This is a genomic window from Ruegeria sp. CDSA241, from assembly GCF_059611265.1.
Genome location: NZ_JBXWPF010000001.1, coordinates 100,735 through 113,528 on the forward strand (window position 1 = coordinate 100,735; position 12,794 = coordinate 113,528).

A 12,794-nucleotide genomic window follows, 5' to 3' on the forward strand; every position below is an offset into this window, starting at 1 on the left:
GCTTATTCCTCCATCACGCCTTTGCGCCCCATCAACCCGCGTGGACGGGTCAAAAGCACGATGATGGCGACAAGGTAGATGATGATCTGGTTGATGCCAGGGATCGTGGTCGTGGCCCAGGTGGTCGACGCAAAGCTTTCGAGCACGCCCAGCAGGAACCCGGCCAGAACCGCGCCCGGCAATGAGCCCATCCCCCCCACAACCACAACCACAAAGCTGAGAACCAGAAAGTCCATGCCCATGTGATAATTTGGGGGGTTGAGCGGCCCGTACATCACCCCGGCAAGACCCGCGACCGCGGCCGCAATCCCGAACATGATGGTAAACCGCCTGTCGATATTTATCCCCAGCAGGCCCACCGTTTCACGATCTGCCATGCCAGCCCGCACGACCATGCCAAAGGTTGTGAATTGCAGGAACGAGAACACCGCTCCGATAATGCCAACGGCAAACCCAAAATAGACCAGCCGCCAGATCGGATAGATGATGGCGTTGGGATCGAATCCAACCATGATGCCAAGATCAACAGACCCACTCAGCATATCGGGGGGCGGGGTCTGGATCGGATTGGCACCGAAGAAATATTTGATGATCTCCTGCAGCACGATCGCCAGGCCAAAAGTCACAAGGATCTGATCCGCATGAGGGCGCTTGTAAAAATGTTTGATCAGCCCGCGCTCCATCACGTAGCCGACAAACAACATGATCGGGATCGCGAACAGGACAGCCAGAGGAACGGACCAATCTATGATTGACGCGCCAATCTCGGGGCCGAACCAGGCCTCTATATACGGGGTTTCAACCTTCAGCGGGTTGCCCAGAAAATCTTTCTGACTTTCATCAAGGGTCACGTAGCTCAAGTTAAAGAGTTTTTGCAAAGACACGGCGCAGAACGCACCAATCATGAACAGCGCCCCATGGGCAAAGTTCACAACTCCAAGCGTTCCGAAGATCAGCGTCAGGCCAAGCGCGATCAGCGCATAAGCCGACCCCTTGTCCAACCCGTTCAGAATTTGCAGAAGAATGGCGTCCATAGTCCCCACCTTTGGCCTGTCCAGTGGACTCCCCCATAGGCGGGAGAGCCCGTTTTCTAGGTCAGAGAATTTTCGTCGAAAATTCTCGCGCTTGTGTTACGCGCCCGGATTGCATTTACCCAGTTCGCCACCGGCAAACATCGGGTGCTCGGGATCGTATTCGACCTGCGCGCGTGGGGTGATCTCGACGATCTCCAGCGTGTCATAGGCGTTGGTCGGGTTCTCGTTGCCCCGCACCACCAGCACATCCTTAAAGCACTGATGATCTGCACCACGATACCAGGTCGGCCCGTTGCCCAGACCGTCGAACTCGAAATCTTCCAGCGCTTCGGCGACACCACAGGGGTTGAAGGTACCCGCTCGTTCGCACGCATCTGCATAGAGCAGAACCTGTGCATAGCAGGTCTGAGCCGAATTGGACGGCGGCTTGCCGTATTTCTCACCAAAGGATTTCACAAATGCCTTGGTGCCTTCGTCTTGCAGCTGCCAGTTCCAGTTCATCGAACCCAGCACGCCCTTGATGTTCTCGCCAGCACCGGCAGCCATCAGTTCGGAATACAGCGGCACGACAATCTTAAAGTCCTTGCCGTTGGCCACCTTGTCGAGCAGGCCGAACTGAATCGCATTAGTCAGCGAGTTCACCATGTTACCGCCATAGTGGTTCAGAACCAGCACATCCGCGCCCGAGTTCAGAACCGGCGCGATATAGGACGAGAAGTCCGTCGACGCGAGCGGTGTTTTGACCGTGTTGACCGTTTCCCATCCCAGGGCTTCGGTCGAGGCCACAATCGACTCTTCCTGAGTCCAGCCCCAGTTGTAGTCAGCGGTCAGATGATAGGCCCGGCGTTCACTGCCCATTTCGGCAGCTAGAACCGGCGCCAGAGCAGCGCCCGACATGTAAGCATTGAAGAAATGGCGGAAACCGTTCGCCTTCTTGTCCTTACCGGTCGTGTCGTTGGCATGGGTCAGGCCAGCCATGAAGATCACGCCCGCTTCCTGACACAGACCCTGAACTGCGACAGCCACGCCCGAGGACGAGCCGCCGTTGATCATGATCGCACCGTCTTTTTCGATCATCGACTTGGCCGATGCGCGTGCGGCGTCCGATTTGGTTTGGGTGTCGCCGGTTACGAACCCGACCTTTTTACCAAGAATCCCGTTCCCTTTCAGGGCCTTGGACGTAAAGGTGTTCAGGCAACCGCCATCTCCCTCACCGTTCAGATGCTCGACTGCAAGCTGCTGTGCCAGCAGTTCATCATTACCCTCTTCTGCATAAGGCCCGGTCTGCGGAACATTGAAACCCAATGTGACAGACGACCCAGAAGGTTCGTTAGTATATGCAGCAGCCGACGATGCAGTAAAAATCGTAGGTAGGGCCAGACCGGTACCGGCAACAGCACCAGACTTCAGCACGCCGCGGCGTGTGACAGATTTATTAGTCATTCATTCCTCCCAGTTCCCTGTTTTACGTCTGTTGGCTCCTCTTCCAGCAAACGATTGCGCAGGTTTACGCACCGCGAGTATGGCGGGGGTTCTGAAAATTTCTCAATAACCTATTCAAAAAGCAGCTATGTTATGTAAACAAATGAACACCTGGGTACGGATTTTTGTAAAATTTCAAGCATCCCTTCCTTCTTAATGATTGTAATTAAAATGTATTGTCTGAAAAGATACTGGTGATCGCCATGCAGGCAGTGCCGCTCTGCTCGGCAAGCAAGAAGTCGTTGCTAAATCTAAAGGAGAGCCCAGGCCGTATGATACAGCTCAGATGGTCACCGGGACGAGCCGACATCCCTTGCAAATCAAGCCGTTTGAACCTGGGTCTCAAACCCGAAGCGTCGTGCAAATCAAGAATTGTGACAAATTGAAAAACGGTTAATCCCTCCACGGCTGCATCGGTGAATACAGGCAACCGCCCGACCAGCCGACGACCAAACAAGCGCAATAACCTTACAAAAAAGGCATAAACCACTACGCTTCGTCCCGTATTCCGCGAATAGGTCAAAGAAATAGTCCGCGGATTTTGTGCAGTTTGTTTACTGAAACGCGACGAATTGATCGTACATAATTAGGTTAATGATTTTTTAGATGAGTTTTAGACGATTATATAGAACTATAGGAATGTAAAGAATCGGTAGGAGGTTGCGCACTCTTATATTGCAAATGCGCGTTTATGTTTGTTCGAGTACAGGTTGTTATCTATGGTCCGGGGGAATGCTCAGAGCGCTGCGTGGTTACCAAACGCGCTTCATGCCAGAGCCATCATTAATTTCATTCATTGGAGCCAGGCAGGCGTCGTTCTTGATGCCGCGCTTGAAGGTATCGTCAAAGCATTTGGCGCCGATTGTGCTGTCATCAGCCGTGTGTGGCTGAACAAAGGGGCCCATCGTGTTGCCGCACGGGCTGACACACGGGATCCAAAATTCCAAAGACCATTGTTTCATTCTTTCGCCAACGACGCCCTCGGCCCGTTTCGGAACAAACCAAAACGCGCCTCGGTGTTTAGTCTGCGAGATGACGGGGCAGACCCCAGTGATATCTCCGCAGTTTTGTTAGATTGGATGTCGCACCGCAAGCTGGATGACATTCTGTTCATATGCCTGGACCATAACGGCGGCGAAATCGACTTTCTGGAACTTCATTTCGGGCAGAGTTCCGAACCCGGTTACCGCGAAGCTATTGAACAGGTGGCTCCGCAACTATCCGAGACCTATCAGGCCCGCCGAGCCGGACTGATCACTGAATCATTGTCTCGGCAATCAGTCACCGCACTCAGAAAATCATACAGTGAAGCACCTATTCTCAGCACCGAGAACCCAACGGGCCTGACCCGTGCCGAATGGCGTGTTTGCGTTCTTGTTTCACGCGGGTTGTCGCCTCAGTCCATTGGTGCCGAACTTGAGATCGGACCAGCGACAGTTCGCACGCATCTCAAGCATATCTATTCAAAAACGGCGCTGGACACCTTCCACATGCTGGCCCGGCGCTTGGTATCGGTAGAAGAGCGCGAGGCCCTTTTTGGGAAACCTGGCCAGGCACGTGCCTGATGCCTGAACTGGACTGGCAGTCCTGGCTGACATTGTGGGTATTCACACCGCTGTTCGTAATGATCGCCTGGACGGATTTCACCCAAATGCGCATCCCTAACCTGTACTGCCTGCTGGGCGGTGCAGTCGTGCTTGTGACCGCGCCGTTTCCGGATTGGAACCAACTGCTGCTGCGCCTTCTTGTGGCCGCAGCGTGTTTTGCGATTTGTTTCGGCCTGTTTGCAGCGGGTTGGCTGGGCGGTGGCGACGCCAAGATATTGCCAATCGTATTTGCCGCAATTCCGGTCCCGGTCGTATCGACCTATCTGCTAATACTGGCAGGCTGCATGGCAGCGGGGCTGATCGGAATGTCGCTGTTTCGGCGTCTCGCCCGACAAACTTCCCCGCATATCAAGTCGACCGCCCAGTCGCGCGAATTTCCTCTTGGAATTGCTATCGGATCATCCGGGGTGATCCTTGCAATCTGGTCGGCTACTGCGCTTTGGTTCTGACCATGTCAGCGTCTTAGGGGCCAAACGCATCCATATAACGGATCACGATCGGGGCCAGGATCAGCCCAGCGATTGCAGGCAGCATAAAACTGGCCATAACCGCCGACATTTGGACAGGCAACTTGTTGGCCTTTTCCTGTGCCCGCACCTCGCGCAGTTCACGCATTTCTTCGGCATAGGTGTTCAAAGCCGCAGCCAGGGGAACGCCAAACCGGGTCGATTGCAGCACAACGCTTACGAATGAGCTCATTTCCTCGATACCTGTTCGACGCGCCATACGCATCAGCGCGGTATCTCGGTCACGCCCTGCCTGAATCTCGGAAAGCGCAATCAGCATCTCTTCGGACATTTCTGGCGCGACAAGTTGCATTTCGACCGCCACTTTCAGCAAGGCCTGATCAAAACCGAGGCCAGCCTCGATACCGATCTGAAGCAGATCCAGCATGTTCGGAAACGCATTTTCCATCAGACGCTTGCGCTCTTTGATCCGGGCGCCCATCCATAACTGCGGTATGAGATACCCGATCCCGCACAATACGCCGACGTTCCGGATAATCTCGAACGCGTTCAGGCTGGACGTATATTCCGCGATCCGCGCACCCAAGTTGTTTGCCGGTTGCCAGGACATCAGGAAGAGGAAGGCCAGCGGCAGGAACGTCGCCAGCCCCAAACGGATAAGATAGAAATTCACGATTGCGTTTTTGCTGCGAAATCCGGAACGCGCCAACACCTGCCCAACTTCGAAACGTACACTGGCATCGCTGGGTATCAGGGCCGCACTCAACCCTGTCGGCGCTTCGCCCTCGACTTTTTCAGGAACTGCCCGTGACAAAGCCTGACGTGGTCGGCTTGACACCATGCGCTCTGCGGCTGTGGACCGTTCGCTAAGCGAGGACGAGATACCAAGAAACGCTACGACCGCACCTATCAGCACACAACCCAGAACCAGGATCTGCGTTGATAATTCGCTATCAAAAATCGAACTCAAATACTCCATCGAATACGCCTCTTCAAATCCGGAAATTCACAAGCTTGAACATCACAATCGCGTTCAGGACGATGGTCACTGCGATAACGCTCATGACTGGCACAAAGGCCGGAGAGTCCGCGACATCGCCATAATATGTCGGCGTCATGATGGTCATGAACACGGCAATGCCAACGGGAATGGATGACAGGATATAAGCCGTCATGCGGCCTTCGGCCGAGATGGCCTTGACCTTGCGACGCAATGACATTCGCGCTCGGATCACGCGGGCCAGCGTGCGCAAGATGCCGGCCAGGTCACCACCTGTGCCGTGCTGCATCATCAGCGCAACAGCTAGATACTGGATATCTTCTTCATCGATGCGGTCAGCCATGCTTTTGATCGCAGTCGTCAGTTCTTCGCCATAAGAGACCTGATCAACGACCAGCCCAAACTCAGTTCCAATTGGGTCAGGCATTTCTTCGGCGACACTTTGTAAGGTTGTGTTCAGTGGGTGCCCCACCTTCAATCCACGGGACATCAGGTCCAGCGCATCGGGCAACTGCTTGATCAACGCCGCCTTGCGCTTGCGCAACGTCACCCCCAACGCAACCAGTGGCGCGATCAGGAAAACAAGGGCGCAGGTGGGGACCACTTTCAACGGATCAGCCACCATAGACCCACCAATGGCCGAGATCAGAAAGGCTGCGCCACAACCGGCCAGAAACATTTCGGGAACCATGTTCAGGCCCGAAACCTTCAACGCCAGAGGCAAATCCCCCACCAGCGGGAAACTCCGCAACAGTGGCTTGGCTTCCTGCGGTTTCAACAGGCTGAGGACATCCTCACCCGACTTCCCCTCGGACAGCATCTGAATTCGGCGGTTGATCGCCTCTTCGCGGTTTTCGCCACGCCGCATAAACTGACGCAGCCCTTCAAAAGCAATCAGCGCACCCAGGAAAACCGCAAGCGCCAGAACAAACCTGACATCGAACCCGGCAACTTCCATTTCCGGGCCGATCAGGTTGTTGATGTTCAGGTTGGCCAGATATGACCTGATTTTCTCGAACATCCCGGACCTCCTTAGTTGAACTTGACCGTGGACAGGTCGACCCCGGCAGCCGCCAGTGCATCACTGGATTTTGGCCGAATTCCCGTGGGCATGAACCGGCCCAGAACCTTGCCGTCTTCATCCTTGCCTTCGCGCTTGAAGACAAAGATGTCCTGCATGGTGATGATGTCGCCTTCCATTCCAGTCACTTCCGAGATCGAAGTAACCCGGCGCGTCCCGTCTGACAGTCGGTTCAACTGAAGCACAAAGTGGATGGCCGAAGCGATGGTGGCCCGGATCGCCGAATGCGGCAGCTCCATCCCGCCCATCTGTACCATCTGCTCGACCCGAGACAGCGCATCGCGGGGACTGTTGGCATGAACGGTCGTCATCGAACCGTCATGGCCGGTATTCATCGCCTGCAGCATGTCGAAGGCCTCTGATCCGCGCACCTCGCCGACCACAATACGGTCAGGGCGCATCCGCAGCGCGTTGCGGACAAGATCACGCTGCGCCACAGCACCGGTCCCGTCCAAACCGGCTGGGCGGGTCTCCATGCGGAGAACATGTTCCTGCTGCAGTTGCAGTTCAGCTGCGTCTTCGATGGTCACGACCCGTTCGTTGCCACCGATATAGGAAGACAAGGCATTCAGCATCGTCGTTTTACCTGATCCGGTTCCTCCAGAAATCAGGACATTCATCTTTGCCTCGACCAGACCGCGCAACAACGCCGCGGCACTGTCATTCAATGCATCGTTCTTAACCAACCGCTCCATCGTCAGCGGTACGCGCGCGAATTTACGGATCGACAAGGCCGGCCCGTCCAGCGCGCAGGGCCGAATGATCGCGTTTACACGGCTGCCATCCTCAAGCCGCGCATCCACCCAGGGTTGGCGTTCATCAATACGACGGCCGACACGACTGACAATCTTGTCGATGATCCGAAGCAAATGACGTTCATCCCGAAAACGCGCCGAGGTTTTTTCCAGAATACCTGAACGTTCGACGAAAATCTGCTTGTGACCGTTCACCAGAATATCGTTGATCGAAGGGTCGGCCAGCAAAGGCTCCAGTGGCCCAAGCCCAAGCACCTCGTGCATCAGTTCTTCGACCAAAAGCTTGATTTCCTCAGACCGCATGGCCCGGCCCTCGGACCGCAACAGATCAGTTGCGTGTTTGCCGATTTCGCCCCGCAATGTGTCTTCTTCGACCTTGTCGATCACAGCCAGATTCAGCTTATCAAGCAGCGAGTTGTGCATCCGGGCCTTGAGGTCGATACGGTCCATCTCGCGCTCGCGCTCCATGGCACGGCGTTCGGCGTTCTTGACCTCGATATCAGCAACATTTCCGTTCGGCTGTTTCGTGTCCAACGGCACAACTTTTGGGGATTGGGATGTTGTGCGACCCGTTCTGTCAAATTCACGAAACATTCTGCTTTACCTTTTACTTAACTGATCTTCACATCTTCGGACTTCGATTTACTGTTTGCCCACGCGTGGCGGCAGAGAAACTGTGGTTTCCTGCGCGATGCGGCGGATGGCCCGTGTCAGAGGCGCCCGGTTTGAGACCTCTTGCAGAGGTACGCCCCGATCCACGCATTCACGAACGGTTCGCTCATCCTTGGGGATCCAGTGGGCGAAATCCTGTTCCAACAGCTTTGCCGCTGCGCGGTGGTGCGCGGCCGGGATCAGGGGTTTCTTTTCCAGGCTCGCAACCAGCTGGATTTCCAAGGCCGGGTTTTCGGCGTGATAGAAATCCATCAATTTCCGCGCTGACCGGATCGAAGGCACTGCGACATCCGTTACCAAAAGCAGCCGGTCGGCTTGCGACAACACCGGCGTAATCCACTCGACCAGAGCTCGCGGCAGATCAATAATCACATAATCATGGCTGCGCTTAAGGCTGTCCAAAATGGCCGAGATCTGTTCTTCATTAATGGCACTGAGAGGACCAAAGCGCGACGGTGCAGCCAGAACATCAACCCCACAGGGGGATTTGGTCATGGCCTGTTCCAGAAAGGCGCCATCGGGAATGCTCTCATCCATCGCCATCCGCCACATGGCGTCACTTTCCTCAACATCCATCAGGGCGGCAATAGATCCGAACTGAAAATCCAAATCGACAACCGCGACTTCGTTGGCGGCTTTCTTCTTGAAGAACCCTTCCTTGGCCTGTAGCTCGTTGGCCAGATTGGCAGCGACGATAGACGATCCAACCCCACCACGGGATTTGGCCACGGCGATCACTTTGCCCAGGGTTGCTTGACCGCCCCACACGGCCGGCAACTGCGCTTGACGGCGGGCCCGGATTGCGTCCACCTGCGGCACAATTTCCTCGTCGATCCACTTTCTCGGAAGAACGTCGTCGACACCAAGCTTTTTCAACTGGCGCGCCTTTTCCAAGGGCAGATCCTCGTGGGCCAACGCAATGATGATCGCATTTGGCATACGGGCATCACAGATTTTCCGTGCGGTTTGCAGTAGGTCCCCGGAATTCTCATCCACATCGAACAGAACAACATCATGCTCTGCAGTCAGCGAGATCGCAGAGCCGTTTACCCCCGCAACGGTGTCCTGACGACCGGTGAACCGGCAGTTCGCCTGCCCCCGTAACGAGCCTTCTATGGCCGAGTAAATCTGCTCGTCCGGTGAAATCAACAATACTGAAATCTGCTTGGCACTCATTATGTTTCTCCTTACTCACTCGCCCCGGCCGCCAGATCTTCGGCGGGAACCGATGTGCTCATCGCGGGAAGAGAAATACTGTTGGGGGTATTTGACGCAGGTGTTGTGCCGTTCGACGCAAGAGCGGCCAGACCGGCGATTGGCATCATGAAGTTAAAGTCTACGTTAACAAGTTCGGCGGTAACGACCGGCGTATATGGCCCCCCTAAAAATCCAAGGCGCGCGTCATGCGAATATCCGATCTGCACGTTGGCGGCAGTCGTTCCCGGTGGCAGCAACATGCGGATATCATTCCAGACACGTGCGCCGTAATCCGTCGCGGTATTCAACGGGCAAGGCGCAGGCAGGGCAGGCACGGCACAGACATTGCCACTGCGGCAGAGCACCCCAAATTTCGTACTTGTAGGAGCGCCGCTTGCCAGCGTGTGCTCGGTCGGCAACGCACCGCAAAGCGGAGGCCCAAGAGTTGCCAGCCGGGATGCTTTTTGCATCGCCTTCTGCGCCATGGTTGTCGACCAGAACAACCGGCCATAATCCACTATGCCGAACATCAGCAACAGGAACAGTGGAATGACCATCCCCAATTCGACCAGGGCGGCGCCACGCTCCTGACGCCGGAAGGTCCGCAGGATATGCGACACCCGGGTCATACGCCGAACACCCGGCTCTGATCCGAAATCACCGTGTCAAGCGTGCTAACAGCCCCGCCGAACAGGCCCAGAACATTGCCCAGGATAAAATCAATCTGGATTTTCGCGGTCACTTCGACCACTGAGGTCGGGTCAATACGATAGCTGCCAGACCGCGATATGCAGGTCGGGGTTACATCTACCAGCGTTGTTCCGACCGGCAAATGCGCCCCACCGCCCAGTCGGTTGGCGACAATATCTGTGGCCATTGCATCATAGCTTGCGACGCCGCCCGCGCTGCATAGATCCAGCGGTGCGATGCGAGCGATCATGCGTGACGCATCCCGTACGCCGGCAGATGTCGCCTGATGTATCCAGGTGATCCGGCTGCCCTCGATGATCACAACAAAGAACAGCAAGATAACCGGCAGAACCATGGCGAACTCGACCATCGGCGCGCCAGACTCGCAGCGCTGAAAGCGTGAGAGGAAGCGACCCAGCGGCTTCATCGGTACAGCCTCACGACATCGCGGAAAATGCCATCAACGGCACTGCCACCAACTCCGCCGCCAACCTGTTTGACCACCTCGACGAAGATGTCGAAATCCGAACCTGTGGATTCTTCAAGCGGCTGAAACAGAAAGACTTTTACGAATTCCTTCACCGGCACATCGGTGGCCCGCCCGGAAACCGGATTCGCGGTGCAGTCAATCGCTGCGGCGATAAATGTCCGGCGGTCGGGGTCGGTGCTGGGCTGGCTTGAACATTGGGCGCGGCCGGTCTCGTCCCGTCCGGTGACGATATCGCCTGACCCGGCCCGGCTGACCTCATCCAGATATACCTGATACCGGGTGTTTCCTGTCGGTGCACCCTGCGCGTGCGGTGTCAGCGTACCGTCCGGTCCAACGCCATAATTCATAAGGTTGTAAGCTGCTTGCCCTGACGTCCAGTTGCCATCGCCAAAACGGCTGCCATTGCAAAGACCACTCACAGGGTCAAAGCAATCATCCGGCGGCATTGGAATAGTATTGGTCGACAGCGTCGGATTGTTGTTCAAACATCCCCCACCAGTATGGTCCCAGCCTGAAATCACATTTGGACCCGGCGCATAATCTGGATCGTTCTTCAGTTGGTTCATGGTCGCCTGGAACATATCGAACCGCGAATTGTAGATCGCGCTGCCAATCCCGTTCCGCTGACCGGGTTCGGTGTCGACACCGCGCTGGGACACACATTTGGTCAGGTTCCCATTCGCAGCAATGAGGCAGATATACAGCTTTGAGCCAGTCAGACCGGCGCATGGCCCGTTTGGATTGATCCCGATATCCGTTGGATCCAGAAATCCGAAATTCCCCGGCCCCCAGGCCGAGTTGTTGCCGCCAGTACGCAATTTGATGGAAGCGCCGATATTGGCGCTGGAGGTCCAGCCCGACGGGATGCAGAACATCAACGGCGTTACGTCACAGGCATATGCTGAATACCCAGCGATCGAGACTGAATTCACCTCTCCGGACGGATTGGCGACGCCCAACAAGCTGGCCAGCGATCGGCCAAAAGGCAGGAAAACAGTCCGTGGTGTCGCGGTCACCTCGACCAAGACGGCACGCGCCGGGTCTGTCGTCACAAAGGGCGTAACCGAGTCGTTATCGTCTGGGTCTGCCGCCGAAGCAGGCAATCCAGTCAGAAAGCGAAGCGAAAAATCCGCAGAAGTTCCAAGGCTTTGGCTGCCATCCGCGAAAAACTGTTCGTCGTCGATCATGCCGGATGCCGCAGCTGTTGCACGGGTGATGGCGTCAGCATTGCCATCCAGCTCTCCTGCGGCGGCAAGCGCCACGTGGTCGGTATAGGCTTGCAGGTCAGTTTGGGTAGAGGCGATACGCCCCAGATCAAAAGTCAGTGCAGCCATTCCGATCATGACGACCATGAACATGCCGACAAATACCAGAATTGTGCCGTCTTCTTTGTTCCTGATTTTGCGTAGCGAAGTCATATCAACCTCCCTCGAAAGACCAACCTGACCTCAGTTCACCGGCTCAGTTGTTGCACTGGTGTTACCAAAGACCTGAATTTCCTGAACGTCGGTTGCCCCACGGCGAACTTTCACAATCGGCCTGGGCGTGCCCTCTTCTAGCGGTGATTTTTCAAGGAGGATGTCGCTGAGGCGAACCGCTTCCAGCGGCTTATCCTCTTCTGTTTGCAGAGACCGCAGAGACAGGCTGAGCTGCCCGGCCTTCTGCGCCAGAGCCAACTTCTGACCTTCATCCGGGGTGACCTCAATCGTAACCGTGCGGGCAATGCCGGGTTGGTCAAGTTCTTCATCCGCGGTTTGGTCCACGCCGATGACCCGGATATTCTGCAGGATCGTCACTGCTCGCAGTGTATCATTGGTACCGCGGGTCAGAACAATGTCGACAAAGTCGCCAGGCGTTACAAATCCGCCTACCCCTGTCTGCGCGTCGACATTGATCGCCATCGCGCGGTTATTCTCGCCAATCGTCTGAACGATTGTCACTTTTTCACCAAAATCGGAAACTTTTGAGGTCAAAAGAATTTCACCCTGCGCCAAAGCGCGCTTGGCCCGGCGAGGTTCTATGCCGGCGGCAGGCAGGACATCATCAAAGCTTGTAAAAACACCTGCAGGCACAGATGCAGTAGGCCAATCAATGGTCGTCAGCTTGTGCCCTTCGATCGGCGTTCCGAACGCGATATCTTCGGCCACGGCCACAACACGAACTATGGTTGGTTCACCCGCTGACTGATTCCGTCGGATTTGATCCTGTGCCAGAATGACTGCGCCACCCGCCAAACCTATTCCCAGGAAAGTCATCAAAAATGATTTAATACGCATGGTATCCTCCAATTCCCGGGAAAACTCAGGATAATTACTTAAT

General features: G+C 55.6%; 13 protein-coding genes. 2 read left to right on the top strand and 11 right to left on the bottom strand.

Features of this window, described 5'->3' with window-relative positions:
- Positions 1–2 precede the first annotated feature (2 nt).
- The 3 genes from AC2FJV_RS00505 to AC2FJV_RS00515 all read right to left on the bottom strand — a co-directional run bounded on the left by AC2FJV_RS00505 (position 3) and on the right by AC2FJV_RS00515 (position 3,478).
- Positions 3–1,034 carry a branched-chain amino acid ABC transporter permease gene (locus AC2FJV_RS00505; protein ID WP_142635752.1) on the bottom strand — a complete coding sequence of 344 codons (1,032 nt, stop codon included), beginning with the start codon at positions 1,032–1,034 and terminating at the stop codon, positions 3–5.
- Positions 1,035–1,130: 96 nt separating this feature from the next.
- Positions 1,131–2,477, bottom strand: coding sequence for a substrate-binding protein (locus AC2FJV_RS00510; protein WP_142635750.1), 1,347 nt, complete (start codon positions 2,475–2,477; stop codon positions 1,131–1,133).
- A gap of 791 nt (positions 2,478–3,268) precedes the next feature.
- Positions 3,269–3,478 (bottom strand): hypothetical protein, encoded by a 210-nt coding sequence (locus AC2FJV_RS00515; protein ID WP_496712057.1) that lies wholly within the window; start codon positions 3,476–3,478, stop codon positions 3,269–3,271.
- 117 nt (positions 3,479–3,595) lie between these two features.
- Between AC2FJV_RS00515 and AC2FJV_RS00520 the strand changes: the two genes are divergently transcribed.
- Both AC2FJV_RS00520 and AC2FJV_RS00525 read left to right on the top strand, forming a co-directional pair.
- Complete coding sequence (locus tag AC2FJV_RS00520; protein WP_496691716.1) at positions 3,596–4,081, top strand: helix-turn-helix transcriptional regulator; 486 nt, start codon at positions 3,596–3,598, stop codon at positions 4,079–4,081.
- Positions 4,081–4,572, top strand: coding sequence for an A24 family peptidase (locus AC2FJV_RS00525; RefSeq protein ID WP_142635747.1), 492 nt, complete (start codon positions 4,081–4,083; stop codon positions 4,570–4,572). The genes AC2FJV_RS00520 and AC2FJV_RS00525 overlap by 1 nt, the downstream gene beginning before the upstream one ends.
- A gap of 13 nt (positions 4,573–4,585) precedes the next feature.
- On the opposite strand, the gene AC2FJV_RS00530 is transcribed toward AC2FJV_RS00525, so the two are convergent.
- From AC2FJV_RS00530 to cpaB, 8 genes are read right to left on the bottom strand one after another with little or no spacing between them, the layout of a single operon-like run.
- Positions 4,586–5,569, bottom strand: coding sequence for a type II secretion system F family protein (locus AC2FJV_RS00530; RefSeq protein WP_142635745.1), 984 nt, complete (start codon positions 5,567–5,569; stop codon positions 4,586–4,588).
- 13 nt (positions 5,570–5,582) lie between these two features.
- On the bottom strand, positions 5,583–6,611 hold the full coding sequence (locus tag AC2FJV_RS00535; RefSeq protein WP_142635743.1) for a type II secretion system F family protein: 1,029 nt from the start codon (positions 6,609–6,611) through the stop codon (positions 5,583–5,585).
- Between the two features lie 11 nt (positions 6,612–6,622).
- Positions 6,623–8,020 carry a TadA family conjugal transfer-associated ATPase gene (locus AC2FJV_RS00540; RefSeq protein ID WP_142635741.1) on the bottom strand — a complete coding sequence of 466 codons (1,398 nt, stop codon included), beginning with the start codon at positions 8,018–8,020 and terminating at the stop codon, positions 6,623–6,625.
- 48 nt (positions 8,021–8,068) lie between these two features.
- Positions 8,069–9,274, bottom strand: coding sequence for a CpaE/TadZ family protein (locus AC2FJV_RS00545; protein ID WP_142635739.1), 1,206 nt, complete (start codon positions 9,272–9,274; stop codon positions 8,069–8,071).
- 11 nt (positions 9,275–9,285) lie between these two features.
- Complete coding sequence (locus AC2FJV_RS00550) at positions 9,286–9,924, bottom strand: TadE/TadG family type IV pilus assembly protein (RefSeq protein WP_496693637.1); 639 nt, start codon at positions 9,922–9,924, stop codon at positions 9,286–9,288.
- Positions 9,921–10,412: a TadE/TadG family type IV pilus assembly protein gene (locus tag AC2FJV_RS00555; protein WP_271948250.1), complete on the bottom strand. Its 492-nt coding sequence runs from the start codon at positions 10,410–10,412 to the stop codon at positions 9,921–9,923. Before AC2FJV_RS00555 ends, AC2FJV_RS00550 begins: the two co-directional genes overlap by 4 nt.
- On the bottom strand, positions 10,409–11,893 hold the full coding sequence (locus tag AC2FJV_RS00560; RefSeq protein ID WP_496712060.1) for a pilus assembly protein TadG-related protein: 1,485 nt from the start codon (positions 11,891–11,893) through the stop codon (positions 10,409–10,411). The genes AC2FJV_RS00555 and AC2FJV_RS00560 overlap by 4 nt, the downstream gene beginning before the upstream one ends.
- A gap of 30 nt (positions 11,894–11,923) precedes the next feature.
- A complete protein-coding gene (gene cpaB, locus AC2FJV_RS00565) occupies positions 11,924–12,751 on the bottom strand; it encodes a Flp pilus assembly protein CpaB (protein WP_142635731.1) in 828 nt (275 codons plus the stop codon).
- Between the last annotated feature and the right edge of the window lie 43 nt (positions 12,752–12,794).

Bases quoted from the DNA above. Each gene is read 5' to 3' on its own strand.
- AC2FJV_RS00510 (WP_142635750.1), bottom strand. From the start codon at position 2,477: ATGACTAATAAATCTGTCACACGCCGCGGCGTGCTGAAGTCTGGTGCT.
- AC2FJV_RS00530 (WP_142635745.1), bottom strand. From the start codon at position 5,569: ATGGAGTATTTGAGTTCGATTTTTGATAGCGAATTATCAACGCAGATC.
- AC2FJV_RS00505 (WP_142635752.1), bottom strand. From the start codon at position 1,034: ATGGACGCCATTCTTCTGCAAATTCTGAACGGGTTGGACAAGGGGTCG.
- AC2FJV_RS00550 (WP_496693637.1), bottom strand. From the start codon at position 9,924: ATGACCCGGGTGTCGCATATCCTGCGGACCTTCCGGCGTCAGGAGCGT.
- cpaB (WP_142635731.1), bottom strand. From the start codon at position 12,751: ATGCGTATTAAATCATTTTTGATGACTTTCCTGGGAATAGGTTTGGCG.
- AC2FJV_RS00545 (WP_142635739.1), bottom strand. From the start codon at position 9,274: ATGAGTGCCAAGCAGATTTCAGTATTGTTGATTTCACCGGACGAGCAG.
- AC2FJV_RS00525 (WP_142635747.1), top strand. From the start codon at position 4,081: ATGCCTGAACTGGACTGGCAGTCCTGGCTGACATTGTGGGTATTCACA.
- AC2FJV_RS00540 (WP_142635741.1), bottom strand. From the start codon at position 8,020: ATGTTTCGTGAATTTGACAGAACGGGTCGCACAACATCCCAATCCCCA.
- AC2FJV_RS00520 (WP_496691716.1), top strand. From the start codon at position 3,596: ATGTCGCACCGCAAGCTGGATGACATTCTGTTCATATGCCTGGACCAT.
- AC2FJV_RS00515 (WP_496712057.1), bottom strand. From the start codon at position 3,478: ATGAAACAATGGTCTTTGGAATTTTGGATCCCGTGTGTCAGCCCGTGC.
- AC2FJV_RS00555 (WP_271948250.1), bottom strand. From the start codon at position 10,412: ATGAAGCCGCTGGGTCGCTTCCTCTCACGCTTTCAGCGCTGCGAGTCT.
- AC2FJV_RS00535 (WP_142635743.1), bottom strand. From the start codon at position 6,611: ATGTTCGAGAAAATCAGGTCATATCTGGCCAACCTGAACATCAACAAC.
- AC2FJV_RS00560 (WP_496712060.1), bottom strand. From the start codon at position 11,893: ATGACTTCGCTACGCAAAATCAGGAACAAAGAAGACGGCACAATTCTG.